This is a genomic window from Pseudohaemophilus paraphrohaemolyticus (assembly GCF_003253115.1).
In the GTDB taxonomy this organism is placed as follows: domain Bacteria; phylum Pseudomonadota; class Gammaproteobacteria; order Enterobacterales; family Pasteurellaceae; genus Haemophilus_A; species Haemophilus_A paraphrohaemolyticus_A.
Genome location: NZ_QEQF01000002.1, coordinates 83831 through 110150, shown reverse-complemented (window position 1 = coordinate 110150; position 26320 = coordinate 83831). Strand labels below are relative to the sequence as shown.

The following is a 26320-nucleotide window of genomic DNA, read 5'->3' as shown; positions in this document are numbered from 1 at the left end:
ATTCATCCTATATGCCTAATTATCCCTACTCTACTTTTAATTTTTTACCTACAACAATCTTATTATTTTTAATGTCGTTCAGTTTGCTAAGTTTTTCTGGCGTTGTGTTGTAAGTTCGAGCAATAGAGTAGAGCGTTTCATCTTGTTGAACGACGTGATAACCATTATTTGATTTTTGGATTTTACGAGATGAATCTTCTTTTTCGCTCTCGTTTGTTTTTTCTTTTCCTTTAGGGTTATCTACTTTAGTCTCAGTACTTTTTGCTGATTTTTCGTTATTTTTGACCGCTTGCTTAGCATCTGTATTGTCTACTTTTTTCTCTTCTTTAGATGCTTTTTCTTTAGGCTCTTTTTCAGCAATGGTTTTATTATCAGAAAGCCTTCCATTTTGCTTTCGGTAAGAGACTAATCCATCATAAATTGCTTTTGCAATCTGTTTGCGATAAGTCATTGTTGAGAGCTTTTGTTCTTCAACGGCGTTAGATAAAAATCCCGTTTCAACTAGCACAGAAGTAATATCTGGCGAACGGAGCACGCTTAAACTTGCGTGTTGTGGTTGCGATTTTGCTAATGAGGTAATTATTGCCATTTTCCCAATCACATTTGAACCTAATGCGTATCCCGTGCGTTGTGCGTGCGAAAATTGCAAATCCAGCACCGTTTGGTTCAAATAACGTTCGTTATTGTGTGCCAAAATTTGCCCTGCACCGCCCAACAGTTCTGACTTTTTTTCACTCTCTTCTAACCATAAACCCATTTCATCATTAGCTCGACGGTTAGAAAGCACCCAAACGGAAGCACCTTTCATATCATCGGAACGAGGCGAGGAGTCGGCATGAATTGAAACCAGATAGTTCGCACGATTTTTACGGGCAATTTCTGTTCGCTCAGGTAATTGTACAAAAGTATCCGTTTTACGTGTCATAACCGCTTCGAAATTCGGGTCAGCATCAAGCAAGGCTTTTAATTCTTTAGCGATCGCAAGAGTAACATCTTTCTCTTTAATACCAAGCTTTTTACCAATGGCACCAGGATCTTTCCCGCCGTGTCCCGCATCAATTGCCACAACTGTCTTCGCATAACTACTTACGCTTAACAGACCGAATAATGCGATTGTTAAGCAACGGATAAACTTATTCATATCATTCCTTTATTTTACAAATATTACAAATTACAATCAGTTAAATTTCTGTGATTTTGTGCAAAAATGAGGTGATTTGGATGCCTTTTTCGGATTTTGGATATAAGTGCAGATTTCTGCCCTCTTCAGCATAATCAATTTGCACCAGAATATCTGCCTCTGGAATCATACCTTCGCCTTTTGATGCCCATTCTAGCAAACACAATGTTTGCGGTCGGAAATAGTCTCGAATGCCCATAAACTCTAGCTCTTCGGGATCGGCTAAGCGATATAAATCAAAGTGATACACAGAAATAGGCGAAAGTTGATACTCTTCCACTAAGGTATAAGTTGGGCTTTTCACGTTACCTTGATGACCAAACTGACGAACGATACTGCGAGTCAGCGTGGTTTTCCCAGTACCTAAATCGCCATTCAAATAAATCACTACGCCTTCACCTATATGTTGCGTTAAATAATCTTGAATTGCAGTAGCAAATTGTTGCCCGAATTGTAATAAGGCTTCTTCGTGAGGAAGATAAAAAGCATTAGGTTCTGTCATAGCAAAAATAGTTTATTTAAAATAAAAACTAAAAGTAAATTGACATGAAGAAATTTGAAGAAAAAATGGAGCGGGAAACGAGGCTCGAACTCGCGACCCCGACCTTGGCAAGGTCGTGCTCTACCAACTGAGCTATTCCCGCATTTGAGGTCATTCAGAATTGAATAGCGACATTATACAAATTTCTCAGTGCCTCACAAGCAAAATTTTAAAAAATGTCACAAGTGAGAAAAATATATCAATTCAAAGGAAATTTAATCAAGTTTGATAAAATGCTCTCGATAAAATTTTAGTTCATTAATCGATTCTTTAATATCATCTAAAGCCAAATGGGTATTTTGTTTTTTAAACTGTTCTAAAATTTCAGGTTTCCAACGGCGAGCTAACTCTTTTAGCGTACTCACATCTAAATGACGGTAATGGAAATAATCTGCTAAATCGGGCATATATTTGTATAAAAAACGTTTGTCTTGAGCAATGCTGTTACCACAGATTGGAGAAGCACCTTTTGGCACCCATTTTTTTAGAAAATCTATCGTTTGAAGCTCCGCAGCACGCTCCGTCAGCTTACTCGCTTTCACTCGTTCAATTAAGCCATTTTCGGTATGCGTTTTCACACACCAACCGCTCATTTTACCAAGTAGTTCATCAGATTGTTTCACAGCAAAAACAGGACCTTCCGCTAAAATATTGAGATCTTTATCGGTCACAATGGTCGCAATTTCAATAATGCGTTCTTTTTCAGGATCTAAGCCTGTCATTTCAAGGTCGATCCAGATTAAATTTTGTTTATCTTGGCTCATTTTTATTCCTTTTCTGTTCTATTTTTTAATAAATCCATCACGCAGCCAGGTACAAAAGGCTGAATGTCACCGTGATGTTTATGAATTTCTCTCACCATGGTTGAAGAGAGATAACGCCATTCCACCGAAGGAGGCAAGAAAATTGTTTCTAATCCGTGAGCTAATTTATCATTTAATTGAGCAAGCTGAATTTCATATTCCAAATCATCGCTACCACGAATACCACGCACTAATGCGGTAGCTTGGTTTTGTTTAGCAAAATCAGCAAGTAATCCAGAAAAACTGACCGCTTGTACATTAGCTAACGCTTGACAACTTTGCTCAACTAACGCTGTGCGTTCTTCAAGTGAAAACATTGGCTGTTTGCTAGAATTTTTAGCCACTGCCACAATGACTTTATCGAACAAGCTCGCGGCACGGCGGATAATATCTAAATGCCCATTAGTAATCGGGTCGAACGTTCCTGCGTAAATTACAATATTTTTCATCTTTATTTTTCTAAATAAGGTGCTAATAAATGCAAATGGCGAGCTAATGCTCCTTGGTTTTCTTTTAATACTTCAAAGCCATAACGAGCAATTTTTTCTCGAGCATTCGTATTTTCAAGTAAAAATGCAACCGCTTGTGCAAGTGCTTCTTCTGAACTTTCTACTTCAACGACACCGTGAACAGAACGTAGCTTCGCAAAAATTTCTGGGAAATTATAAGTATGTACACCAGAAATAACTGGAAGTTCAAACGCAATCGGTTCAAGCGGGTTGTGCCCCCCGTGTTTGACTAAACTTCCGCCAACAAATGCAATTTCCGCCAAACCATAAAGAACCATCATCTCCCCCATCGTGTCTCCAAGTAACACTTGCGTTGTCTGTTCAAGCACTGCAAATTGGGAGCGTTTTCGATAAGATAAGCCCGATTTTTGAATAAGCTCTTCCACCGCATTAAAACGTTCAGGATGACGAGGCACTAAAATCAACAGCAAATCTGAATGTTTTTTAAGCAGCACTTGATGCGCGTTTAAAATCATCTTCTCTTCGCCCTCGTGCGTGCTCCCCGCAATCCACACCAAACGCTGACTAATATTTAACGCCTCTACCGTTTCAAATACTTTTTTTCTTAGCTGTTCGGTAATCTCAAGGTCAAATTTTAAATTCCCCGTGTTTACTAATTTTTCGTGCGGATAACCTAAATCCAAGTAGCGTTGTTCGCTTACTTTATCTTGAGCTAAAATCATATTGATGCGTTGCCACGTACCTTTTAACGCCCGTTTAATCCAACCATAACGTTTAGCCGAACGCGGAGAAAGGCGAGCATTTGCGACAATAAAGGGAATGTTCCGCTGATGAAAACGTGCAATCAGATTCGGCCAGAGCTCGGTTTCAATCACAATTATCAATTTAGGTTGCACAAAATCAATAAAGCGATCAATCGCATCAGGCAGATCGTAAGGCAGGTAAAAGTGCGACACGCTCTCTCCAAATGCGCCTTTTACACGTGCCGAACCTGTTGGCGTCACGGTAGTCACCGTAATCGGCAATTCGGGATAACGTGCTTGAATCGCTTTAATTAACGGCGTTGCCGCAATAACCTCGCCCACAGAGGCAGCATGCACAATAATACCGTTTGGCATAGGCTTCGTTAAATTAGAATAAACCCCATAACGTTCACACAAACGTTTGCGATAATCGGACTGTTTTAAGCCTTTCTTCCACATAAAAAGCAAAATTAGCGGCTGAATGCAATAGCTCAATAAGGTATAACAAAAACGAAGCATTGATAAAGTCTCTCCAAGCGGTTAATTTTGCTGAACGTTTTACAAAAAATTGGTCGTTATTCTAGCATAAAATCTGAAAGGCTGAGGGAAAGGCTGAAGAAAAGAAATAAAGAAAAGAGAAAAGACTAAGCTCGCTAGTATTCTGACCTCAAAAAGTTAGACTTATTTAGTTCAAGCACTGAGTTCTATAATTCACGGGGCTCAGTCCTTTTAGTTTCCCCTGAATGTGCTCATTGTTGTAATGATCTTGCGGCGTAATGCGAAGCTACTGCAATGAGCCGAATGCGGTGTAGTAGGTTTCGGGAATTGCAGCAAGAGTTGTCCAATCCAAATCGGTATGAACAGGGTAAACTTGCTTGTTAGGCAGCAATACATATTCGGCGTAGCTACCGTCAAAGGCGCGTCCCATTTCACCCATAATAGAAACAACCTTTTGTCCGACCGCCAGCACGGGCGTGGAACTTTGCGCCACTTCGCTCACACATTCGATGCTCAAGATACGCTGAAATTGGACAGACGGCAATTTGCCTTCTCGTGTAAAAATCTCAGAATGGTTGATGCCGAAGCCTTTGATTTTCACCAGTGACTACCCCTCTTTGATATTAGGTGTTGGCACGTTTTGATAAATCAGTTGCTCCGGACTGCCGGCTTGGTAGATTTTCATGGCTTTCATAATACCTCCCTAAGAATCTAATGCTTTCAGGTAGCCTGCTGCCAATTTTACTTTCCTAACAACCCATTTTTCTCTAAATAATCCCGAGCCACATTTTCCGCACTTTCGCCTTGCACTTTTACGCGGTAGTTCATCTCGCTCATTTCCTCTTCGCTAATTTTTCCCGCCAGTCGGTTAAGTGCGGTCACAATTTGCGGATTTTTTTCGGCAAATTCTGCCTTCATCAGCGGCGCCCCCTGATAGGCAGGGAACAGGGAAATATCATCCTTCAGCAGGCTCAATTGATATTGTTTCAACTCAGCATCAGTAGAAAAGGCTTCCACTAGGTCGATTTTGTCATTCAACAATGCCGTATAGCGTAAGGCAGGTTCTAGGCTAACAATATGTTTTAGCATGATACCAGCTGCCTGCATGCCTTTATAGCCATCCTCTCGGTCGATAAATTCTAGTGAGAAACCAGCTCGAATATCGGGCGCTACCTGCTTCAAGTCGCTGATTGTCTTCAGTTGGTGCGATGCACCGTAGCTTTCTTTGACCGCCAACGCGTAAGTGTTCTGATAAGACATCGGTGGTAGAAACTCTAACTGATATTGTTCCGCCAATAATTGTTTGCCCCGTTGATAGGTTTCATCGGGCGACAGATGGCGGTTTTTCTGTTCAGTTGGCACTTGTACTAAGGCTTCCAGCACGGTGCCAGTGAATTCGGGGTAAATGTCGATTTCACCACTATTGAGTGCGTTAAACAGGAAGGTGGTTTTACCAAAATTAGGTTTGACTGTGACTTTCACATTCGGATTTTCTCGTTCAATCAAGAATTTATACATATTAATCAGAATATCAGGCTCGCTGCCCATTTTGCCGGCAATCACCACGTTTTTTGTGGCAGGTGTAAATGAAATCTGCGATAGACCGAGAGCACCGAAGCCTACCGCCAATGCAAGAATAATCGGCAACTTGCGTCGCGATTTTTGCAACAGCCCGATAATGCCGCTTACGCCGACAGCCAGTAACGCGGAGAGCAATGCGCCAGTGAACGTCATCGTCATATTGTTGCGGTCGATACCTAGCAGAATCAGGTTGCCCAAACCGCCTGCGCCGATTAACGCCGCCAGTGTTGCCGTGCCGACAATCAGCACTGCCGCCGTGCGGATGCCCGAAATCATGGCAGGCAGCGCCATCGGTAGTTCAACCCGCCACAATGATTGCCAACGCGATAGCCCGAATGCGGTGTATGCATCTTGAATCGATTGGTCGATTTGGGTTAGCCCCAGATAGGTATTTTGAAAAATCGGCAACAATGCGTATAGCGTGAGTGCAATCAAGACGGGCGGCGAACCGATACCGACAAACGGAATCAGCAAACCTAGCAATGCCAAAGACGGGATGGTTTACAATATATTGGTGAACTGCAACACCGCTTCTGCTGCCCGCTGTCTGCGCGCAAACAACACGGCGGCAGGCACCGCAATGGCCACTGCAGCGAGCAAAGCCAGTCCAGAAAGCCATAAATGCGTAAGCAACATTTGCCAGAGTTCTGCTGGGGTAACGTTTAGGGATGAGAACATAGTTTTAAATTTATAGTTAGTATGTTGAATAATAGATGTTTATGTTTACTTTACTTCAAGGTATTAGCACCTTGAAAGAGGTTTCAGACAGCCTTCACCATCATAACACCGCCCTTCTCACAGCTTCCTGTTCCTGTTTATCCAACCGTAAGAATTGGTGGATGATGCGTTCGGCATCGGGGGCGTCGGCGGTGGAAAACAGCGATTGCACGTAATCATTTGCCGGTTGCTTTTTGATTTCTTCAGGTGTGCCGATTTGTACCAGTTTGCCGTTATGCATTACACCGATACGACAAGCGAGTTTTGCGGCTTCCTGCATATCGTGGGTAACGAAAACGATAGTGGTGCCAAATTTTTGGTGAATCATAGCTATTTGGTCTTGCAGCACGGTGCGCACCAGCGGGTCGAGCGCGGAAAACGGTTCGTCCATCAGCAGCACTTGGGGCTTGGCGGCAATGGCACGCAAAATGCCGATGCGCTGCTGTTCGCCGCCGGAAAGTTCGTGCGGATAGCGGTCGCGGTAGTGTGCAGGGTCAAGTTCCACCAACTCCAATAATTCATTCACACGCGTTTTGCGTTCTGCTTTCGTCCAGCCCAGTACGTCTGGCATGAGTTCGATGTTTTCCGCCACAGTCATAGTGGGGAACAGGGCGATTTGCTGCAATACGTAACCAATTTGGTGGCGGAGCTGGCGGATGTCGTAGTCTTTAATCCGTTTGCCGTGCAGATAAACGTTGCCATCGGTCGGTTCAATTAGCGCGTTAATCATGCGTAAAGTGGTGGATTTACCACTACCCGATCCGCCCACCAACACGAAAAATTCACCCTCATAAATAGTCAAATCCAAATCGCTCACGGCATATTTGCCGTCATATTGCTTGCCTACGCCACGAAATTCGACAAATGGAACAAGATTATTTTGCATATTGTGCCTTTACTACATCTTCAAAATTAAGCGGTGTGCGTCCCAACAACTGTGGCAGGTCGTCTGAAACGGCGGCAAGTTCGCCTTTAGCAATGGCGGTGTAGGTGGAAACCCAGGCTTCAATCTGCCAATCAGGCATGTCAGAATACTCAGCTTTGCGGATGGCGAAGGCTTCCTCCACGGTTTCATTGTGGTAGCGGTGCGGTTTGCCGGTAATTTCGGTTAAGACGGCAGCTATTTCAGCACAACTTAATGATTGGGAACCTGTCAACGTGTAGGTCTGATTATCGTGGCGGTGGTTGCCGCATTCGATGTCGGCGATAACGTTTGCCGCCGCTTGGGCGACATCGCGCTGCGAAACGCAGGCAACGCGCCCATCTTCGGCTGGGCCTGCGATGATGCCGTCTGCGTTGGCAATCGTTGCCATCATCTCGCTGTAAAAATTGTCACGCAGAAAGGTGTAGCACATATTCGTTTGCCGGATCACATTTTCGGTAACCGCATGGGTACGTGCCAGCGTGAAGATACTGTCCAACGCAGCCTGTGCAAAAGAGAGATAGACCATGTGTTTCACACCCGCTTCCGAAGCAGCCTGCACCAAAGTCAAATGCTCCTGTTCGCGCGTCAGGCTTTCGGCGGCGGACACCATAAACAGCACGTCCACCCCGTTTAACGCCTGCTTAGCAAGCTCCAAATCTCCATAAGCAAACCGTCGTGCCTCGCAGTTCGTTAGATCGGGCGCTTTGGCGGGGTTGCGCAGCGGCAGAATTAACGGAAGGCTGCGTGAATTGAGGTGTCGGGCGACCATACCGCCGATGTTGCCGCTGGTGCCTGTGATGGCGATTTTCATTAGGAACTCCTTGGGAAACGGTGTAAATATAAGATAAGGGTAGCTGAAAAAGTGGCTTTAGGGTAGTAGTAATTTCGCATTCAGGCATAACAACTCTTAATTGTCCATATTTTCTATCAATGATGCAACATCACCAAAAAGTAACACTGCCAACCCCATATCAGCACAAGCATATTCTCGTGCCACCAATGAGAAATCATGACCACATGGAGCATTTCCTGCCGTTGATTAAAATAAAAAATATTCGGAATTCATCTGAATTTCATCCCTAGATAGATCGTGGTAGAACGTTTTTTGAATAACAAATACAAAAGTGCGGTCAAATTTTTAGGTATTTTTGCAAATCTTCCTAGAAACTTGACCGCTTGTTTTTAAAACTTCACTGTTTCACCATCTTCTGGAATTGCTACATTTTCAAGCTTGTTTGCATGGACAAATTGGCGTAAATCCTTACGGTACACAGACATATGATTTACTGCATCCATATGCACCGTAATAAGTTTTGTATTCAGTAGCATTTGGCGAGCATGAGCAACATCTTGTAACCCCATAATAATGCCGTCATTCGGAAAAGCTAAGGTCCGCGCATCACCGGTGTTCATAATCATTACATCAGGTTTATAACGATTAATGGCTTTGTTTACTTCAGCAGTCCAAATTGTGTCACCAACCAAATAAACAGTTGGATGGTCTTTCGCTTGGAATGTTACGCCCATCGCCTCATCTAAAATCTCAGCTAATTGTGGTACAGCGTACATGTCCGTTGTGCCGTGAGAACCGCCGGTTTTATTTAAAATAATACCTTCAAACTCCACCGATTTTTCCAACGATAAACTGGTTATATTAGTAAAACCTTGCGCTTTGAGTAGGTCGCCATCCCGTTCATGTTGCACAAAAATTTTGATGGATTTAGGTAAAATTTTTTGTGCAACCTCATCCCAATGATCTTCATGTGTATGAGTCAAAATAATGGCATCAACATCTTTGAAAGTATCTTCTGCTTTCATCGGCAATTCCACAAGTGGATTACGCAAATGGCTATTTAATGTCCCTTCAAAGCCTGCATAACGTCCTTTTTCAGCAAGCATCGGATCAATTAAAAAAGTTTTCCCTGCGTAGTTCAGACGACCAGTGGCATTGCGGATGTGTTGGTAGCTATCAGTGTTTTTAGAGGAAAGAGCTACAGCGAAAGTATTTGCGTTAATAGCCAATGCTGTAGTGCTAATTAAGGTTTTTAAGTTCATTGTTTTTCCTTTTCTATACGTTATTGAATGAATAAACATATTATAGAGAGAACAAAATTGCGCAAAAATGGATAAAAAATCAATAAACGTAATAATCGGGTCATTTCTGTGTTATGCTCATATTAAATAGGAGAATAAAATGAATACACCCACAGTTGCTTTTATTGTGTATGAACAAATGATGCCTATTCATTTTGCGATGGCATATTCCGTTTTTTCTATGTCGGATTTAAACGGCAAGCCGTTATTTGACTGTAAAATCGTTAGCGATTCGGACAATCTGACAAACTCGCTATTTCACATACATTTAGATGGAGGTTTAGAATGGTTGGAGAATGCCGATATTGTTGTGATGACTGGATGGCATGATACTCAAGTGATGCCGAGTGAGGCTTTATTAACAGCATTACGGCAAGCGTATCAACGTGGTGCGACAGTAGTGGGTTTATGTTATGGCGCCTATGTGTTAGCGTGCAGTGGTCTACTTAACGGCAAAAAAGCAACCACACATTGGCTGGGAGATAGTGATTTTACTCATCATTTTCCGCAGGTGAAATGGGATTTAAATCCTATTTATTTGGAACAAGATCGACTGATTACCTCCGCAGGAACGGCCGCTTCTATGGATTGTTGTCTTTCTATTGTCCGTAAATTATATGGTGTGAAAATTGCCAATCATATTGCCCGAATACTGGTTATCCCCCCTCATCGTGAAGGCGGACAAGCACAATTTATCGAACGCCCTATTTCTCGTTCCACACCTAATCATAATATCAATGAGTTACTTGCTTATTTAAATGAAAATCTGACCGCACTTCATTCGACGGATAGTCTTGCTGAACGTTTGTCAATGAGCCGTAGCACTTTCACCCGACATTTTCGCAAAGCAACCGGAATGCCATTAAATCAATGGTTAATTGAAGCAAGGCTACAGCGAGCAAGAGAGCTTTTGGAAAGCACAGATTTATCTATTACTGATATTGCAGAACAAAGTGGATTTCATAGCGATACCGCCTTGCGTCAGCATTTCTTGAAAAAACATAAGATTTCACCGAATCGCTGGCGTAAGCAGTTTCAAATTGAGGATGTTTAGATCTTTTTATTTTAAAGTGCGGTCAGATTTCAAAGCATTTTTGCAAATTTAATTCAAAATTAGACCGCTTGTGTGATCTAAACTCAGCCTATTCATCTTCCCTCTCTCCGTTAGGAAGTTTGATTAGAGAAAAATAAAAAAGGTAAGCAAAAATACTCACCTTCTAAACTAATATTTTGTAATTAACCGAATACTTTTTCTAAATGTGCTTGGTAGTCTACTAAGTATTGTTCCACTTGTGGATTTTTAATCACATCGTTACATAAGAATGTCGGCAGACGGGTCAAGCCGATAAACTCATTGAGTTTGTGGAAGTGCATATACAATACATCCACACCTTTACCTTCAAAGAAGTCGCCTTCACGGGTGAACGCTTCAATCGGGGCATTCCAAGTAAGCGAAAGCATGTGTTTTTTGCCTTGTAATAAACCACCTGTGCCGTAGCCTTCAGTCGGATTAACACGATGGCGACCATCACTTTGATAAAGCTTGCCGTGTCCTGCGGTTAATACTTCATCTATGTATTTTTTCACTGTCCAAGGTTCGTGCATCCACCAGCCTGGCATCTGCCAAATCACGGCATCCATCCACAAGAATTTTTCAATTTCTGCTTCAACGTCATAGCCGGCATCAATCACGGTTTCTTTTACATTGTGTCCAAGTGCGGTCAAAACTTCTTTCGCTTTTTTGTGAAGTGTATGATTTAACTCACCGTGTGAATGTCCGAAATTTTTACCACCGTCTAATAATAAAATATTCATCTTTTTGCTCCTACAACAAATAATTCTGAAAAATGAGGGCTTCAATTATGCCTTTTTACTGCATCTTTTAAAAGTGCATTCGCTTATACGCTATTTACAGACCATAAATGGAAATTTCTCATACCTATCATTATCATTCATCATTCTTTTTCAACCCAAACAAGCCTTTTCAATCAGCCCCTGATCCAGCGATAGGCAGGATCTTTATGTATCCGTTCGTGCCAAATCAATGTTTTGGTGAAACCTTGAATTTTAAGAGGGGGTTCAAAGCGTTTGAGATTACCTAAGTGAGTAATCAAGTTGTAGCAAGGCTTGAAGGAGTAAAACAGATTTTACATTCCGACCAAGGTTGGCAGTATCAGATGGTAGGCTATCATAACATACTCAGGGAGAATGGCATTCAACAAAGTATGTCAAGGAAGGGAAATTGTTTAGATAACAGTATGATGGAAAGCTTCTTTGGACGATTAAAAGCGGAATATTATTAGGGTAAACGATTTGAAACGTTCGAACAACTGGAAAAAACGATCCACGAGTACATTCATTATTACAACCAGGAGCGCATTCAGGGGAAACTAAAAGGACTGGGCTCTATGAATTACAGAACTCAGTCCTTGAACTAAATAAGCCTAACTTTTTGAGGACAGATCAAATTTTTTTAGGGGGATTTATTTAGATTTTAGGAATTTCCACTCCTGATGAAAGCAAATCTTGAATATCCGATTTCAATACATCAGCTTTTGGTCCGTAGATGGCTTGAATGCCTGTGCCTTTGGCGATAAAGCCCATTGCACCAACTTGTTTCCATTCCGCTTCTTTGCCCACTAATTCTGGATTATGAACGGTGATACGTAAGCGAGTCATACAAGCATCGACATTCGAGATGTTATCTTTGCCGCCCAGTAAGTTAATAATTTTCACCACTTGTTCACTAGCGTTTGCCACTTTTTTATCATCTGATGGCGCTTCGTCTGAGGTTTTTGCATCATAGTTGCCGTTACGACCTGCAGTGGCAAGGTTAAATTTCTTAATCATAAAATTGGCGATAAAGAACATGACCACAGCGAATAGGATTGAAACCCAGATGAAGTTCACTAAATCCATTCCAATGCCCGCTTTAATTGCCATTGGCGTACGGGTTAAGAACTCGATGTTACCGAATGAATGCACGCGTAAGTCCACAATATCTGCCATCGCGAACGCTGCACCTTGTATTACAGCATACACAAGGTAAAGCGGAAGTGCTACAAACATAAACATATATTCGATTGGCTCGGTTACGCCTGTTAAGAACACCGCTAGTGCAGATGAAAGGAAGATCCCTTTGTACACTTTTTTCTTGTCAGCATCGACATTGATGTACATCGCAAGGGTTAAGCCCATTAAGATACCGCTTGAGCCGATCATTTGCCCCACTTTAAAGCGAGCTGGAGTCACATTATTAAGTAATTCGTTGTATTGTACAAGATCACCAGAATCTTTTAAGTTGATGAGGTCAGAAATCCATGCAAGCCATAATGGGTCTTGACCGAAGACTTGTTTGCCCGCTTGTGCCCCTGTTAAGAATTCATAAGTGCCACCTAATGAAGTGTAGTTCATCGGAATGGTAAGCATATGGTGTAAGCCGAATGGCAATAAGAGACGCTCTAATGTACCATATACAAATGGTGCAAGAATTGGTGCCGAGCTTTGTGAATTGGCAATCCATTCACCGAAATGGTTGATCCCTGTTTGTACAATTGGCCAGAATAAGGCTAAGAAAATTGCCACAATCACAGAGCGGAAAATCACCACAAAAGGCACGAAACGTTTACCGTTGAAGAAAGTAAGCACTTCTGGCAATTTACGGAAGTTGTAGTAGCTGTTGAACGTGGTTGCCCCCACAAAACCCGCAATAATCCCAACGAATACGCCCATATTTAAAGCGGGTTGTCCGAGAATATTTACGAAGTAGTGTGCAACTGGAATCTCGCCTGCGAATACGGTGCTTACGTGTGCAGTTGGATCGCTTAACATTTCCAATTTTACGCCGAAGAAATTCCCTGTGATTAAGTTAATCAGGATAAATGCCAAGCCAGCCGCGAATGCTCCGCCTGCTCGTTCATTCGCCCAGCTACCACCAATGGCTAACGCGAAGAGCAAGTGAAGGTTACCAATAATCCCCCAACCGATTTGGGCAATAATGTTCCCCACCATCGCGAGCCAATGAGCATCGCTAATTAACGGCAATGAGTTACCGATACTGACCATTAAACCTGCGGCAGGCATAACGGCAATCACCACCATTAAGCACTTGCCGAATTTTTGCCAAAATTCAAAACTGAGTAGTTTTTTCATTTATATCTCCTACAATAAAAGCTCAACTTCTACACCAAAATGGTCGGATACAATCGGTTTATTTTTACCGTTAAAAATCACCTGACTGGACAAAACCCTTTGGGCTTGATTTAAAAAAATGTAATCTAATCGCTTCTCTTGACTATGCCCTTGCCAACCGTCAATTGCTTTTTCCACCGTCACGCCACTGTCTTTTTGCTCAGCAAGTTCAAAAGCATCAAGTAAACCAAGCGATTTAATTTGTTGATAAGATTGCAAATCACCAATAGCATCGGTGTTGAAATCACCCATCAAAATTTTAAGATTACCGCTTTGACTACGCTCAACAATGTTGCGAATGTTGTCAATCTGATTTTCGCCTTCGCAGTTTGGCAAATTGATATGGCAAGAGTAGCAATCAATCCGCTTGCCTTGATATTCCAAGGTTAAGCCAAGAATTTTGCGGGAAAGGATGGAATCAAGGCGTTGATGCTGGCTGCAATAAAACGGATCAACTTCGCACACAGGTAAGCGGGTTAAAAAGGCGATGCCTTCGTCATATTTGTCGTAACCAATGTGTGAATTACTCCAAAAAAGGGAATATTTTTGCACCGCACTTTGGTTGATTTTATTGAGCAAAATCACGCCATAGTTATCCGCCTTTAACTCCCGTGAAATGGCAGGAGATTCCATCAATTGATTCACCTCCTGCAATGCAATCACATCGTAGCCTTTTTCCGCAATGGTGTCGGCAAGAATGTCGATTTTTTCCGCTTGGTTATCTTCTAACCAAGCGTGTACGTTGAGGGTTAGTAATTTCATACCTTCCCCTTAGCCCTCACAGTGCCAGATGTCGGCGTTGTATTGCGCAATGGTTCGGTCGGATGAGAAGAAACCTGCTTTGGCAATGTTTTGTACCACTTTTTCGTTCCATCTATCCTGGTCTTCATAATCAGCTAGAATTTGCTCTTTCGCTTTCACATAAGCATCGAAGTCGATTAAGGTCATAAACCAGTCTTTATTCAACAATTCGTTGTAAAGACGAGTTAAGCGCATTTCGTTGCCTAATTTCACAATTGCAGGATTCAGAATAAAATCAACCGCTTGTTGAATGTTTTTGTCCGCTTCGTAGTAATCTTTTGATACATAGCCTGCAGTTTCATAAAGCTTGATGATGCTTTCTGAATCTTTACCGAAGGTGTAAATGTTTTCCGCCCCTGCTAATTCCGCGATTTCCACGTTCGCACCGTCCATTGTGCCAAGGGTTAATGCACCGTTTAGCATAAATTTCATATTGCCCGTACCAGATGCTTCTTTTGAGGCAAGGGAAATTTGCTCTGAGATATCGGTTGCAGGAATTAATTTTTCTGCCACGCTCACGTTATAGTTTTCCACTAAGAATACGTTTAAATATTGATTTACCTCAGGATCGTTATTAATCAATTCTGATAAGCAAAGAATTAAGTGAATAATATCTTGGGCAATAATATAAGCAGGTGCTGCTTTACCGCCAAAAATCACTGTGATTTTACGTTTTGGTAATTTACCCGCTTTAATTTCAAGATATTTATGAATCACATAAAGTGCATTCATTTGCTGACGTTTATATTCGTGGAAGCGTTTAATTTGTGTATCAATAATTGAATGTTCGTCTAATTCAATGCCTTTATTTTCTTTCAGATATTTTTTCAATGCGAGTTTATTATTAAATTTAATTCCCGCTAATTTTTGATGCACGGCTTTATCATCTTTAAACGCTAATAATTTTTCTAACTCTGTAGCATCGTGCAAATAACCTTCTCCAATTAATGTTTTAATATAAGCAGCTAATTCTTGGTTTGAAAATTCTAACCAACGACGGAACGTAATCCCATTGGTTTTATTATTGAATTTTTTAGGATAAATCGCATAGAACGCTTTTAATTCTGAATTTTTTAAAATTTCTGTATGCAATGCTGCTACGCCATTCACCGAATTAGAGAAGTGAATATCCATATGTGCCATATGCACACGTTTGTGTTCATCAATAATTTGCACCGCAGGGTCTTTATAGGTTTTGCGAACTAATTTATCTAATTTTTTAATAATTACTACAAGGTGCGGCACCACTTCATTTAAATAAGCTAACGGCCATTTTTCTAAGGCTTCCGCTAAAATAGTGTGGTTGGTATAACCCACCATATTACGGACAATTTCCACCGCCTCATCAAATTTCAAATGATGCTTTTTGGTTAATAAACGAATTAATTCAGGAATCACCATGGAAGGGTGAGTATCATTAATTTGCACATAAGCGTAATCTGCTAAATCGTGTAAATTACTGCCACGTTCAATCGCTTCATCAATTAATAATTGCGCCGCGTTAGATACCATAAAGTATTGCTGATAAATGCGTAATAATTCACCATTTTTATCAGAATCATCTGGGTAAAGAAATAATGTTAAGTTTTCTTTAATTTTGGTTTTATCAAATTCAATGCCAGTTTCAATAAGATTATAATTTAAGGCTTGAATATCGAATAAATTTAGATAGTTTTTAGTCTCTTTTTTATAGCCTAAAATATCTATACGATCTAATTTAGAGGTTAAAGTAAAGTGTTTGAACGGCACTTCATAGCTGATTTCTGTTGGAATTAACCAAGAATTCTCTTCAATCCAATTATTTGGCTCTGCGTGCTGTTCATTCTTGTTAAATACTTGTTTAAATAAACCGCAGTGATAATTTAAGCCCACACCTTCCGCATTCAAGCCTAGAGTGGACATCGAATCAATAAAGCAAGAGGCTAAACGACCTAAGCCACCATTTCCTAAAGACGGCTCGGGCTCAATATCTTCAATATGGCTTAATGATTTCCCCGCTTCAGCTAATTCAGCTTTGATCTCTTGATAAATCCCAAGATTGATCAGGTTATTAGAAAGTAATTTACCAATTAAAAACTCTGCTGAAATGTAGTAAACCTTGCGTTTTGCGGTGTTTTTGGTTTTGTCGGCAGAGAGGCTTTTAACATAATTTAATAACTGAACGTAAATTTCACGATCACTAAGTTGTTCTAATGTTTTATGAGTGGCAGTTTGTACGAAAGTACTAAATTGAGTCATTGTGATGTTCCTTTTAAAATTAAGAATTTTGATGCATTTTACTCCAAACCAAGTCTTAAGCAATAACTTTTACGTAAAAGTTGGGATTTTTACGTAAATTTGTGATATTGATCACATTTTTACGTATAACTTATCCGGTTTTATGGTATGCTATAGGGCATCTAAAGAAATAATGGATAAAATAAGAACAAAAGAACGGATAAAAATGAGTAAATATCAGCAAGTTTACAATGAAATCAAAACTAAAATCAGCCAGGGGCTTCTAGCACCTAATCAAGAATTACCGAGTGAATACGAGCTGATGCAAAGCTATGGTTTTTCTAAGGATACTATTCGCAAAGCCCTGTCTTTACTTGAAATGGATGGTTATATTCAGAAACAACAAGGCAGAAATTCCATTGTTTTAGAACGTGATTTATTAAAATTGCAACCTCTCTCTGAACTTAAAACAATGAGCGAACTTAACAATAAGTCTGCGCATCAAGTAAAAACAACACTTTCGAGCCTCTATATTGTTCAAGGTGAAGAGACGCTTATGCAGATCTTTAACGTAAATGATCAAATTGACTTTTACCGTATAAGTCGCCTCCGTGAAATTGATGGCGAAGCCGTGGAATATGAGATCTCTTATTTTGATCGACGGATTGTGCCTTTTATTAGCCGTGAAATCGCTGAACAGTCTATCTACCGCTATTTAGAAAATGAACTCGGCTTGAAAATTAGCTATTCTCAGCGGGAAATTAGTTTCCGTTATGCTAACGATGAAGAAAAAGAGAAAATGGATTTAGCCGAATATGAGATGGTAGTCAGCGTAACCAGCACAACTTATCTTGCCGATGGTCGTCTATTCCAATACGGCAGCATCAGCTATCGCCCAGATAAAATCACCTTTGCTTCAACGGCGAAGCGTTCGGCGTAGATTATGAAATCAAAAATATAATCTAGTAATAAAAATGCCAATTGAAAAATTAAATTCAATTGGCATTTGATAATATATTCAAAATTATTGCACTAAATTTTTGACTAAACCAATCACAGTTTGAATTTCCTCATTCGAAAGTTTACCTTCTTTTACAAACTTCACTTTGCCTGATTTATCCAACACAATAATCATACTCTCTTTGCTTTTTAATCCCCACGCATTTTTCACTGCGCTTTTATCATCTAACACTACTTGGCTGTGTGGGTTTTCTTTTTTGCCATTTTCTGCACTGCTTTTAACAAATAAGCCTGTGCCAACAATGGCATCATCAGCATTGATAATCGTCGTGGTTTGATATTGGGTTGAGTTAAAGTGAGCCGCTTTAATTGCATCAATGACTGCTTGGTTTTTCTCTTTTGCTGCGCTTCTGCCTGCTAAGTGATGCACAATGCGAACTTTGCCATTTAAAGTGGTCGATTTCCACGGTTGATATGCTACTTCTTTGCCTTTCAATACGATTTCACCTTCATCTGAAACGCTTACTTGCGGTAAAGATTGTTCTAATTTGAGATTGTGTGCTAAAGCAGTATTACCTAATAAGATTGCACTTGTTAAAAGTGTGAAAAGGGATTTTTTCATATTAATTCCTTCGTTGTTAAAATGTATTATTACTTTCTCCCTTTGAGGGAGAAGGGGAGAATTTACCAACTTCCGCCAGCACCGCCGCCGCCAGAAGATCCGCCACCAAAGCTGTCACCGCTACCACGGCTTCCGCCACCAAAGCTACCACTGAATCCGCCGCCAAATCCGTTATTGCTGCGAGATGCTCGCATCATTTCTCGACCTAATTGGTCTAGAGTGCTTGGGCTAACATAACGGCTGTTACCTCGAGGATAGAAAATCACAAAGATGATCAACCCCATTCCTAAGAAAAAGAGTAGCCCGTTAATGTCATCGAACCGTTGTTCTTCTTCACCATAGCTGTCGTAAGCAGCATATTCACCGTTGATAGCTGCCATAATTGCCGATAAGCCGTTGGCAATACCTTCCGCATAACGCTCTTGTTTGAAATAAGGCGTGATGTTATGGCGAATAATGGTTGAAGCCGTTGCATCAGGCAGTGCCCCTTCAATACCTCGTCCTGTTGCGATAAAGAGTTTACGGTCATTTTTGGCAATGAGTAATAATACACCATTATTCTCATTATGCTTGGTTCGACCAATGCCCCATTTGTTGAATAAATTAGTCGCATATTGCGCAATCTCTTCGCCTTGCGTGGTGGGAATAATCGCTACAATAATTTGAGAGCTGGTTTTATTGCGGTTTTCAATCAACGCATTTTCCAGTGTTCGCCATTCTTGCGGGCTGAGTGTGTTAGTGTAATCGTTCACATAATAGAACGGATCAGGTGCTTTAGGATAATCAACCGCCCAGCTGTTTAAGTTAAAAAACAATAAAAATAGCCCAAACAAGCGGTAAAAATATTGAGAAAATTTGCTAATCATTTAATTACCACCTCATTTGGGAGTTCATTCACATCATTCGCTTGATAAGGGAAATAACGGGCGAGTTGTTCTTCAACTTGAGCAATGCCATCGCAAATTGCTTGGGTGTAATTGCCCAATTGAAGTTGTTTTTTCATTGCTTCATAAACCGCTTGCCAAAAATCGTTCCCCACTTTTTCGTCAATACCTTGATCGCCAATCACCGCTAAATGATGTGGTTTAAAAGCAAGGTAGATCAGCACACCATTACGATCTTGCGTTTCTCGCATATTTAGCTCATCAAAAAGCTGTTCGGCACGAGCAATAGCATCGAATTTACTCGTGTTTTTACGCTCAACCACTACACGTAATTCAGCGGAGGTCTGTGTTTCTAAACGGGCAATAGCTTGTTCGATTTGTTTGGTGCTAATGGGAAGTTTTTTGGAGAAGAAAGGAATTGAGGGCATAGCAAAATCCTTGTATTGTAGCAATCATTCGTTTTTGTAGGGGCGTGTTGTACACGCCCTACGCTAATCTGGAAACTAATTAAAATTCACCACAGGTGCTTTTTCTGCGCCCGCTTCGGCTTTAAATTGTGGTTTAGCTTTAAAGCCCATAATTATTGCTGCAATTTTGGTTGGCATTTCACGCACTTGTTTGTTGTACTCTTTTACTGCTGCATTGAAGTTATTGCGTTCAGTATTGATACGGTTTTCTGTGCCTTCAAGCTGAGCTTGTAAGTTTAAGAAACCTTCGTGGGCTTTCAATTCTGGGTATTTTTCAACCGTAACTAATAAACGCGAAAGCGATGAGTTTACATCTTGTTGAGCCGCTTGGAATTTCGCCATTTCTTCTTCGGTTGCGGTGTTTGGATTAATCGTTACCGCTGTTGCTTTTGAGCGAGCATCCATTACCGCGGTTAGCGTCTCTTTCTCAAAATTCGCTTGCCCTTTTACTGCATTGACTAAGTTTGGAATGAGATCCGCACGGCGTTGGTAAGCCGATTCTACATTCCCCCAAACAGAGTTAATATCTTCTTCCGCACGCATTAAGTCATTGTATTTGGTAAGAGAGTAGCCGCCTAAACCAACCACTGCAATTAACACAATCCATAAGATTTTTTTCATAAAAGTCTCCTATTTAATTAAATGTAGTTTAAGAAAATGGGGATTGTATAGCACAATCCCCAAAAGACAACAAAAATTACCTAGCTTTACAAGCGGTGATTTTTTGCCTTATTTTTGCGGTGCATTCGCTAATAATTTGGTTAGCAATTCCCAATAAATTTGTACCGCTGGAATATGTACTTTTTCATCTGGTGAGTGTGCATTGCGGATAGTTGGCCCGATAGAGACTAAATCCATGTTTGGATATACCTCTTTGATTAAGCCACACTCTAAACCCGCGTGAATGACTTTGATTTGAGCGTCGTAGCCCAATACTTCATCATAGATTTTTTTCGTGAGTGCCGTAATTTCAGAGTTTGGTGCAGGTTCCCAACCAGGGTAATTACCTGAATATTCGACCGTTGCTCCTGTTAATTGAGCTAAAGCATTTAAGCGACTACGCACCTCTTCTTTGCCGTGTTCAACTAATGAGCGAGACAAAATAGTGCCAACGAGTTGCTCTTCTTTTAACGCCAATACACCGATGCTGAGTGAGGTTTCCACCACGTTTTTTACCGCATCACTATTGCGGATCACGCCGTTTGGCAACATCGTTAAGAACTGTAATGCGGTTTGGGTTGCTTTTGCAGTAAAGGCTTTTTCGGCTGAATTTGTAGCTTCCGCAACCAGTGTTAAATTCGGTTCTGCTAAGTGATATTCTGCTTGGAATTGTGCTTGTAGTTGCTCAATGCAAGCGGTGATTTTTGCCACATCTTTTACCAAAAGGGTAGCGTGAGCTTCACGTGGAATCGCATTGCGTACTGAACCGCCCGTAATGTTTACAAGCTGGAAAACTTCTGCTTGATAAAGATCTGAAAGAATACGCGTTAATAGCTTAATGGCATTCACTCGGTTGGTGTGAATATCGCAGCCAGAATGCCCACCACGCAAGCCTTTAAGCGTGATTTGCAATGCTTGACCTTCTACTTTTTCAAACTCAACAGGTAAGTGGATTTCTACGTTTTCACCACCTGCACAACCGATATAAATTTCACCGTTATCTTCAGTGTCAGTGTTAATCATAATGTTGGATGTTAACCAGTGTGGACGCAAGCCCAATGCCCCTTCCATTCCCACTTCTTCGCTCATTGTGAGAAGCACTTCGATTTCTGGGTGAGCTAAATCAGTTGAGGAAAGCACGGCAAGGCAAGAGGCCAAACCGATGCCGTTATCCGCACCAAGGGTTGTGCCTTTGGCTTTCACCCATTCGCCATCTTGGTAAGGTTGGATTGGGTCTTTTAAGAAATCGTGTACGGTGCTTGTGTTAGCTTGTGGCACCATATCTAAGTGAGCTTGCAGAGCAATAGTTTGGCGGTCTTCCATACCTTGAGTGGCAGGCTTGCGGATTAAAATATTGCCTGCATTATCACGTTCAACGAAAAGTGATTGAGACTTTGCCCAATCCACGATGAAGTTGGCGATTTGCTCTTCGTGATAAGAAGGGTGGGGAATAGCACAAATTTTATCGAACCATTGCCAAAGTGCTTGTGGATTTAAAGAAGCAATTTCAGACATATAACACCTCATTTGTTTATTTCTGTTATCTGTTAAATATCGAGAAAATTCTACCGCTTGTAAAATATTTATGTTCAAAAGCGAGAAAGAATATGCGGGAAATAATAGCACGAATGTCATTTTTAGGTTAGAATAACGCAATTTTTTTATTCGGCGAAACCTCAATTCGTCGATTTTTTATATTTTGGGATCTAGTTATGAGCGAAAAATACACAAATGAAAAATATGTTGTGACCTGGGATATGTTCCATATGCACGCACGTAAATTGGCAGAGCGTTTATTGCCTGCTTCACAATGGAAAGGCATTATTGCCGTAAGCCGTGGCGGTTTATTCCCAGCGGCAGTGCTAGCACGTGAATTAGGAATTCGCCACGTTGAAACCGTATGTATTGCAAGCTACGATCATGATAACCAAGGTGCGTTAAAAGTATTACACGCAGCACAAACGGATGGCGAAGGTTTCATCGTTGTGGATGACTTAGTTGATACAGGTAACACCGCTCGCGAAATTCGCAGAATGTATCCAAAAGCGAAATTTGTGACCGTGTTCGCAAAACCAGCAGGTGCACCGTTAGTAGACGATTATGTCATTGATATTCCTCAAGAAACTTGGATTGAACAGCCTTGGGATTTAGGCATTCAGTTCGTTCCACCTCTTGCGAAAAAATAATCATCAAAATGGGTAATGAAGTGGATTCGTTACCCATTTTCTCTTTTTACTCCCTTTATCTGATTTCCTCTTGAGGTTGTTATGAGTTTAGGTAATTTATATATTTTATCTGCCCCAAGCGGTGCAGGGAAGTCCTCTCTAATCAATGCGTTACTTGCCGATTTACCTCGCAACGAAGTACGTTTATCGATTTCTCACACCACCCGTAATCCTCGCCCTGCGGAAGAAGATGGCGTTCATTATTATTTCACTACTCACGCTGAATTTGAGGCACTGATTGAGAAAGATCATTTCCTTGAATGGGCAGAGGTATTCGGCAACTATTACGGCACATCTTTGCCAATGATTGAAAAATCACTTGAACAAGGTGTGGATGTGTTCTTAGACATTGACTGGCAAGGAGCAAGACAAATTCGCCAAAAAGTGCCGAATGTGAAAACGATCTTCATTCTGCCACCTTCACGTGAAGAGTTAAAAAATCGTTTAGTAGGACGTGGTCAAGATTCAGAAGAAACCATTGCAAAACGTATGGCGGAAGCAAAGTCAGAAATGAGCCATTACAGCGAGTTTGATTATGTGATTGTAAACGATGATTTCCAACAGGCTTTATCGGAACTTAAAGCGATTTTAACTGCCGAACGCTTGAAATTAGTTTCTCAAGAAATTCGTCATAAAACGTTGATTGAGCAGCTTTTAGCGAAATAATCACAATGTTGAACTTAGGGCGGGCTTTAGTCCGCCAAATTATTATATGTATTCGTGGTGGACTAAAGTCCGCTCTACGTTATATAAATAAGGAAACGGAATGAAATTATCTAAATTAACTTTTGCCGTAGCATTAGGTTTAGCCGTATCTGCGTGCTCAAATATGAGTAGCGATGGTTCGTTAAACCAAGCCCAAGAAACTTACCAAAATTACGAAAATATTAGTAAACAATTCTCAATTGACGAGCAGTGGTGGCGAGGTTATAACGACCCGCAGTTAAATGCGTTGGTTGATCAAGCGATTAAAAATAACTTAGATTTAGCGAAAAGTGCAATTTCAGTAAACCGTGCAATTTATAATGCGAATTTAGTGGGAGCAAACTTAGTACCAACTTTTAGTAGTTCGGGTTCATCTTCTGCATCAAAAGGTATTGGCTCAAGCAATAACACCAACTCTGTAGGTACATCAACTGTAAGCAATACTGCAAGCTTTAAATTAAGCTATACCGTTGATTTATGGCGTCGTTTAGCAGATACCGCAAGTGCAGCAGAGTGGGAACACAAAGCAACAATTGAAGATCTAAAATCATCTCGCCTTTCTTTGATTAACTCTGTGGTGGCAACTTATTACCAAATTGCTTACTACAAAGATGCGATTGCGGTAACAAACCGCACCATCAAAAACTATGAGCAAATCAGCAATATCTTAAACAATAAATTGAAAGTGGGTGCAATCGACCCATTAGCGGTAGAACAAGCTCAACAAGCGACCCTAAGTGCTCGTAATAGCGTGGTTGGCTTAGAAACAAGCTTAAAAACCGCTGAACAAACGATGCGTAATTTGCTAAACCTTCAGCCAAATCAACCGCTTCCATCTCGCTATCCAAACATTCTTAACGTGAAATTACAAGGCGTTGATACTAATGTGCCTGTTTCAGCAATTGCAAACCGCCCAGATGTTATCGCACGTTTAAGCCGTTTACAAAGCGCATTTAAAACCTTAACAGCAACCGAAAAAAGCTGGTTCCCAACATTAACTTTAGGTGGAGCAATTTCAGGTAGTGCACGTTCTGCATCTAACATTGGCAATAACCCAATTGCAAATGGTATGTTCTCATTCGATCTACCATTCTTAGATTGGAACCGTGTGAAAAATAACGTGAAAATCTCTGAAGCAGATTACACTACCGCTCGTATCAACTACGAACAAAGCATTACAACGGCATTAAACGAAATTGACAGCTATTACTACACTTATAACCAAGCACGTAGCAGTTTAGGTTTATTAGAGCAAACTTACGAGAAAAATCGTAAAATCAGCACTTACTACCAAAACCGTTACAATCAAGGTGTAGCCGAATTCCGTGATTGGATTAGTGCGATGAATACCGAGCTGAGTTCACAAATTTCTTTGTTAAATCAAAAATATACGATTTTAACGAATGAAAATTTAGTGTATCAAGCAATGGCAGGGAAATATAGTCGCTAATAAAAATAAATAAGAGGTGTGCATAAATAATAGTTTGCACACCTTTTTCGTTTTCAAAAGAATGAAATGCTAATAAATTTGTAAAAAATCCTCTTATTTTTACCTCTTATTTGCTACACTTCTTCTCATTTACAAGCGGTTGATTTTATCAAACCGTTTGCAATCCTTTCTTTATTTCATCAACGAGGACCTTATGCTCAAAATTTACAATACGCTAAAACGTGAAAAAGAAGAATTTAAACCGATTAATCCCAACAAAGTTGGGATGTATGTCTGTGGAGTAACGGTTTACGATCTTTGTCATTTTGGGCACGGTCGTACTTTCGTTTCTTTTGATGTGATTGCACGCTACCTTCGCTACTCTGGCTATAACTTGTGCTATGTGCGAAACATTACCGATGTGGATGATAAAATTATCAAACGTGCGATTGAAAATAACGAAACTTGCGATCAGCTTGTTAATCGCATGATTGCTGAAATGCACAAAGATTTTGATGCGTTAAATATTCTTCGCCCAGATGTTGAACCGCGTGCAACCCATCATATTTCTGAAATTATTGCAATGGTTGAAAAGCTTATTGCTAACGGGCACGCTTATGTTGCTGCAGATGGCGATGTGATGTTTGATGTAGAATCTTTCCCAAAATATGGGGCACTTTCTCGCCAAAATTTAGATCAGCTACAAGCAGGTGCACGTGTTGAAATCAAATCAGTGAAGAAAAATCCAATGGATTTCGTGCTATGGAAAATGTCGAAAGAAAACGAACCAAGCTGGGAAAGCCCTTGGGGAAATGGTCGTCCAGGTTGGCATATTGAATGTTCTGCAATGAATAGCAAAGAGCTTGGCGAACATTTTGATATTCATGGCGGCGGTTCAGATTTAATGTTCCCACACCACGAAAACGAAATCGCCCAATCTTGTTGTGCAAATCACGGTAATTACGTAAATTATTGGCTCCACACGGGAATGCTGACGATTGATAAAGAGAAAATGTCAAAATCGCTCGGTAACTTCTTTAGCATTCGTTATATGTTGGATTTATACGATGCCGAAAGCCTGCGTTATTTCTTCTTAACTGCACATTATCGTAGCTTGCTTGATTACAGCATTGATAACTTAAATTTAGCACGTTCAGCACTAGAACGTTTATACACGGCATTGCGTGGGTGCGATCTAACTGTTCCTGCAAAGGGCGGAGAGCAATATGTGGAAGCATTCAAAACCGCAATGGATGATGATTTCAACACACCAGGTGCATTAGCAGTTTTATTCGAAATCGCTCGTGAAGTGAATAAACTCAAAACAGAAGATACCGAAACAGCGAATGGTTTAGCGGTTCGCTTAAAAGAGTTAGCAAGCGTGCTTGGTTTATTAGAGCGAGATCCAGAAACTTTCTTAAAAGGCGATGCGAATGATGATGAAGCGGCTGAAATTGAGGCATTAATCAAACAACGCAATGAAGCAAAAGCAGCAAAAAATTGGGCTGTAGCGGATGAGGTACGTGATAAGTTAAAAGCAATGAATATCGTGCTTGAAGATACGCCGAATGGCACAACTTGGCGTAAGGCTTAAAATGTCATACTAA

24 protein-coding genes, 1 tRNA gene and 3 pseudogenes are annotated in these 26320 nt (G+C 40.8%); 7 read left to right on the top strand and 21 right to left on the bottom strand.

Features of this window, described 5'->3' with window-relative positions; all coding sequences use genetic code 11:
- Window positions 1-25: 25 nt before the first annotated feature.
- From DPV92_RS03455 to DPV92_RS03405, 12 genes and pseudogenes are all read right to left on the bottom strand, one after another.
- Window positions 26-1141 carry an N-acetylmuramoyl-L-alanine amidase gene (locus tag DPV92_RS03455; protein WP_111353697.1) on the bottom strand — a complete coding sequence of 372 codons (1116 nt, stop codon included), beginning with the start codon at window positions 1139-1141 and terminating at the stop codon, window positions 26-28.
- A gap of 40 nt (window positions 1142-1181) precedes the next feature.
- Window positions 1182-1682 carry a tRNA (adenosine(37)-N6)-threonylcarbamoyltransferase complex ATPase subunit type 1 TsaE gene (gene tsaE, locus DPV92_RS03450; protein ID WP_111353696.1) on the bottom strand — a complete coding sequence of 167 codons (501 nt, stop codon included), beginning with the start codon at window positions 1680-1682 and terminating at the stop codon, window positions 1182-1184.
- Between the two features lie 66 nt (window positions 1683-1748).
- Window positions 1749-1824: transfer RNA gene (locus DPV92_RS03445), tRNA-Gly, on the bottom strand.
- Window positions 1825-1936: 112 nt separating this feature from the next.
- Window positions 1937-2485, bottom strand: coding sequence for an oligoribonuclease (orn, locus tag DPV92_RS03440; RefSeq protein ID WP_111353695.1), 549 nt, complete (start codon window positions 2483-2485; stop codon window positions 1937-1939).
- A 2-nt stretch (window positions 2486-2487) separates the two neighbouring features.
- Window positions 2488-2973 (bottom strand): pantetheine-phosphate adenylyltransferase, encoded by a 486-nt coding sequence (gene coaD, locus DPV92_RS03435; RefSeq protein ID WP_111353694.1) that lies wholly within the window; start codon window positions 2971-2973, stop codon window positions 2488-2490.
- 2 nt (window positions 2974-2975) lie between these two features.
- Window positions 2976-4256 carry a lipid IV(A) 3-deoxy-D-manno-octulosonic acid transferase gene (gene waaA, locus DPV92_RS03430; RefSeq protein ID WP_111353693.1) on the bottom strand — a complete coding sequence of 427 codons (1281 nt, stop codon included), beginning with the start codon at window positions 4254-4256 and terminating at the stop codon, window positions 2976-2978.
- Between the two features lie 166 nt (window positions 4257-4422).
- Window positions 4423-4500: pseudogene (locus DPV92_RS10030) on the bottom strand (IS3 family transposase); the annotation flags it as partial.
- A 21-nt stretch (window positions 4501-4521) separates the two neighbouring features.
- Window positions 4522-4836: an alcohol dehydrogenase catalytic domain-containing protein gene (locus DPV92_RS09835; protein ID WP_404810736.1), complete on the bottom strand. Its 315-nt coding sequence runs from the start codon at window positions 4834-4836 to the stop codon at window positions 4522-4524.
- A gap of 140 nt (window positions 4837-4976) precedes the next feature.
- A pseudogene (locus DPV92_RS03420) lies at window positions 4977-6494 on the bottom strand (ABC transporter permease/substrate-binding protein).
- Window positions 6495-6594: 100 nt separating this feature from the next.
- Window positions 6595-7419 carry an ABC transporter ATP-binding protein gene (locus tag DPV92_RS03415; protein ID WP_111353692.1) on the bottom strand — a complete coding sequence of 275 codons (825 nt, stop codon included), beginning with the start codon at window positions 7417-7419 and terminating at the stop codon, window positions 6595-6597.
- The gene (locus tag DPV92_RS03410; RefSeq protein WP_111353691.1) at window positions 7409-8269 is read right to left on the bottom strand and encodes an SDR family oxidoreductase; all 861 of its coding nucleotides are present in this window, start codon (window positions 8267-8269) and stop codon (window positions 7409-7411) included. The genes DPV92_RS03415 and DPV92_RS03410 overlap by 11 nt, the downstream gene beginning before the upstream one ends.
- Before the next feature lie 371 nt (window positions 8270-8640).
- Window positions 8641-9513, bottom strand: a complete 873-nt coding sequence (locus tag DPV92_RS03405) for an MBL fold metallo-hydrolase (RefSeq protein ID WP_111353690.1) — start codon at window positions 9511-9513, stop codon at window positions 8641-8643.
- A gap of 139 nt (window positions 9514-9652) precedes the next feature.
- On the opposite strand from DPV92_RS03405, the gene DPV92_RS03400 reads away from it, so the two are divergent.
- A complete protein-coding gene (locus tag DPV92_RS03400; protein ID WP_111353689.1) occupies window positions 9653-10606 on the top strand; it encodes a GlxA family transcriptional regulator in 954 nt (317 codons plus the stop codon).
- 182 nt (window positions 10607-10788) lie between these two features.
- On the opposite strand, the gene DPV92_RS03395 is transcribed toward DPV92_RS03400, so the two are convergent.
- On the bottom strand, window positions 10789-11367 hold the full coding sequence (locus DPV92_RS03395) for an NAD(P)H-dependent oxidoreductase (RefSeq protein ID WP_111353688.1): 579 nt from the start codon (window positions 11365-11367) through the stop codon (window positions 10789-10791).
- A 296-nt stretch (window positions 11368-11663) separates the two neighbouring features.
- Here DPV92_RS03395 and DPV92_RS03390 point away from each other — a divergent pair.
- A pseudogene (locus DPV92_RS03390) lies at window positions 11664-11990 on the top strand (transposase); the annotation flags it as partial.
- A 49-nt stretch (window positions 11991-12039) separates the two neighbouring features.
- Here DPV92_RS03390 and DPV92_RS03385 read toward each other — a convergent pair.
- From DPV92_RS03385 to glgP, 3 genes are read right to left on the bottom strand one after another with little or no spacing between them, the layout of a single operon-like run.
- On the bottom strand, window positions 12040-13704 hold the full coding sequence (locus DPV92_RS03385; RefSeq protein ID WP_111353687.1) for a PTS transporter subunit IIBC: 1665 nt from the start codon (window positions 13702-13704) through the stop codon (window positions 12040-12042).
- 9 nt (window positions 13705-13713) lie between these two features.
- Window positions 13714-14505, bottom strand: coding sequence for an endonuclease/exonuclease/phosphatase family protein (locus DPV92_RS03380; RefSeq protein WP_111353686.1), 792 nt, complete (start codon window positions 14503-14505; stop codon window positions 13714-13716).
- Window positions 14506-14514: 9 nt separating this feature from the next.
- Complete coding sequence (glgP, locus tag DPV92_RS03375) at window positions 14515-16782, bottom strand: glycogen/starch/alpha-glucan family phosphorylase (protein WP_111353685.1); 2268 nt, start codon at window positions 16780-16782, stop codon at window positions 14515-14517.
- Between the two features lie 205 nt (window positions 16783-16987).
- On the opposite strand from glgP, the gene DPV92_RS03370 reads away from it, so the two are divergent.
- A complete protein-coding gene (locus DPV92_RS03370; RefSeq protein WP_111353684.1) occupies window positions 16988-17701 on the top strand; it encodes a UTRA domain-containing protein in 714 nt (237 codons plus the stop codon).
- Between the two features lie 84 nt (window positions 17702-17785).
- Here the strand turns inward: DPV92_RS03370 and DPV92_RS03365 are convergent, their stop codons facing one another.
- The 5 genes from DPV92_RS03365 to DPV92_RS03345 form a co-directional block, all read right to left on the bottom strand.
- A complete protein-coding gene (locus tag DPV92_RS03365; protein WP_111353683.1) occupies window positions 17786-18343 on the bottom strand; it encodes a YtfJ family protein in 558 nt (185 codons plus the stop codon).
- 62 nt (window positions 18344-18405) lie between these two features.
- A complete protein-coding gene (locus DPV92_RS03360; protein WP_111353682.1) occupies window positions 18406-19209 on the bottom strand; it encodes a TPM domain-containing protein in 804 nt (267 codons plus the stop codon).
- Complete coding sequence (locus DPV92_RS03355; protein WP_111353681.1) at window positions 19206-19655, bottom strand: TPM domain-containing protein; 450 nt, start codon at window positions 19653-19655, stop codon at window positions 19206-19208. Before DPV92_RS03355 ends, DPV92_RS03360 begins: the two co-directional genes overlap by 4 nt.
- 75 nt (window positions 19656-19730) lie before the next feature.
- Complete coding sequence (locus DPV92_RS03350) at window positions 19731-20315, bottom strand: LemA family protein (RefSeq protein ID WP_111353680.1); 585 nt, start codon at window positions 20313-20315, stop codon at window positions 19731-19733.
- Between the two features lie 108 nt (window positions 20316-20423).
- Window positions 20424-21869, bottom strand: a complete 1446-nt coding sequence (locus DPV92_RS03345) for an aminoacyl-histidine dipeptidase (protein WP_111353679.1) — start codon at window positions 21867-21869, stop codon at window positions 20424-20426.
- Between the two features lie 197 nt (window positions 21870-22066).
- Here DPV92_RS03345 and gpt point away from each other — a divergent pair, with 197 nt between their 5' ends.
- From gpt to cysS, 4 genes are all read left to right on the top strand, one after another.
- On the top strand, window positions 22067-22540 hold the full coding sequence (gene gpt, locus DPV92_RS03340; RefSeq protein WP_005705687.1) for a xanthine phosphoribosyltransferase: 474 nt from the start codon (window positions 22067-22069) through the stop codon (window positions 22538-22540).
- Window positions 22541-22621: 81 nt separating this feature from the next.
- Complete coding sequence (gene gmk, locus DPV92_RS03335; protein ID WP_111353678.1) at window positions 22622-23245, top strand: guanylate kinase; 624 nt, start codon at window positions 22622-22624, stop codon at window positions 23243-23245.
- Window positions 23246-23345: 100 nt separating this feature from the next.
- Window positions 23346-24734: a toxin/drug exporter TdeA gene (tdeA, locus tag DPV92_RS03330; protein WP_111353677.1), complete on the top strand. Its 1389-nt coding sequence runs from the start codon at window positions 23346-23348 to the stop codon at window positions 24732-24734.
- 193 nt (window positions 24735-24927) lie between these two features.
- Window positions 24928-26307 (top strand): cysteine--tRNA ligase, encoded by a 1380-nt coding sequence (cysS, locus tag DPV92_RS03325; RefSeq protein ID WP_111353676.1) that lies wholly within the window; start codon window positions 24928-24930, stop codon window positions 26305-26307.
- Window positions 26308-26320: the final 13 nt, after the last annotated feature.

Bases quoted from the DNA above. Each gene is read 5' to 3' on its own strand.
- DPV92_RS03455 (WP_111353697.1), bottom strand. From the start codon at position 1,141: ATGAATAAGTTTATCCGTTGCTTAACAATCGCATTATTCGGTCTGTTA.
- tsaE (WP_111353696.1), bottom strand. From the start codon at position 1,682: ATGACAGAACCTAATGCTTTTTATCTTCCTCACGAAGAAGCCTTATTA.
- orn (WP_111353695.1), bottom strand. From the start codon at position 2,485: ATGAGCCAAGATAAACAAAATTTAATCTGGATCGACCTTGAAATGACA.
- coaD (WP_111353694.1), bottom strand. From the start codon at position 2,973: ATGAAAAATATTGTAATTTACGCAGGAACGTTCGACCCGATTACTAAT.
- waaA (WP_111353693.1), bottom strand. From the start codon at position 4,256: ATGCTTCGTTTTTGTTATACCTTATTGAGCTATTGCATTCAGCCGCTA.
- DPV92_RS03415 (WP_111353692.1), bottom strand. From the start codon at position 7,419: ATGCAAAATAATCTTGTTCCATTTGTCGAATTTCGTGGCGTAGGCAAG.
- DPV92_RS03410 (WP_111353691.1), bottom strand. From the start codon at position 8,269: ATGAAAATCGCCATCACAGGCACCAGCGGCAACATCGGCGGTATGGTC.
- DPV92_RS03405 (WP_111353690.1), bottom strand. From the start codon at position 9,513: ATGAACTTAAAAACCTTAATTAGCACTACAGCATTGGCTATTAACGCA.
- DPV92_RS03400 (WP_111353689.1), top strand. From the start codon at position 9,653: ATGAATACACCCACAGTTGCTTTTATTGTGTATGAACAAATGATGCCT.
- DPV92_RS03395 (WP_111353688.1), bottom strand. From the start codon at position 11,367: ATGAATATTTTATTATTAGACGGTGGTAAAAATTTCGGACATTCACAC.
- DPV92_RS03385 (WP_111353687.1), bottom strand. From the start codon at position 13,704: ATGAAAAAACTACTCAGTTTTGAATTTTGGCAAAAATTCGGCAAGTGC.
- DPV92_RS03380 (WP_111353686.1), bottom strand. From the start codon at position 14,505: ATGAAATTACTAACCCTCAACGTACACGCTTGGTTAGAAGATAACCAA.
- glgP (WP_111353685.1), bottom strand. From the start codon at position 16,782: ATGACTCAATTTAGTACTTTCGTACAAACTGCCACTCATAAAACATTA.
- DPV92_RS03370 (WP_111353684.1), top strand. From the start codon at position 16,988: ATGAGTAAATATCAGCAAGTTTACAATGAAATCAAAACTAAAATCAGC.
- DPV92_RS03365 (WP_111353683.1), bottom strand. From the start codon at position 18,343: ATGAAAAAATCCCTTTTCACACTTTTAACAAGTGCAATCTTATTAGGT.
- DPV92_RS03360 (WP_111353682.1), bottom strand. From the start codon at position 19,209: ATGATTAGCAAATTTTCTCAATATTTTTACCGCTTGTTTGGGCTATTT.
- DPV92_RS03355 (WP_111353681.1), bottom strand. From the start codon at position 19,655: ATGCCCTCAATTCCTTTCTTCTCCAAAAAACTTCCCATTAGCACCAAA.
- DPV92_RS03350 (WP_111353680.1), bottom strand. From the start codon at position 20,315: ATGAAAAAAATCTTATGGATTGTGTTAATTGCAGTGGTTGGTTTAGGC.
- DPV92_RS03345 (WP_111353679.1), bottom strand. From the start codon at position 21,869: ATGTCTGAAATTGCTTCTTTAAATCCACAAGCACTTTGGCAATGGTTC.
- gpt (WP_005705687.1), top strand. From the start codon at position 22,067: ATGAGCGAAAAATACACAAATGAAAAATATGTTGTGACCTGGGATATG.
- gmk (WP_111353678.1), top strand. From the start codon at position 22,622: ATGAGTTTAGGTAATTTATATATTTTATCTGCCCCAAGCGGTGCAGGG.
- tdeA (WP_111353677.1), top strand. From the start codon at position 23,346: ATGAAATTATCTAAATTAACTTTTGCCGTAGCATTAGGTTTAGCCGTA.
- cysS (WP_111353676.1), top strand. From the start codon at position 24,928: ATGCTCAAAATTTACAATACGCTAAAACGTGAAAAAGAAGAATTTAAA.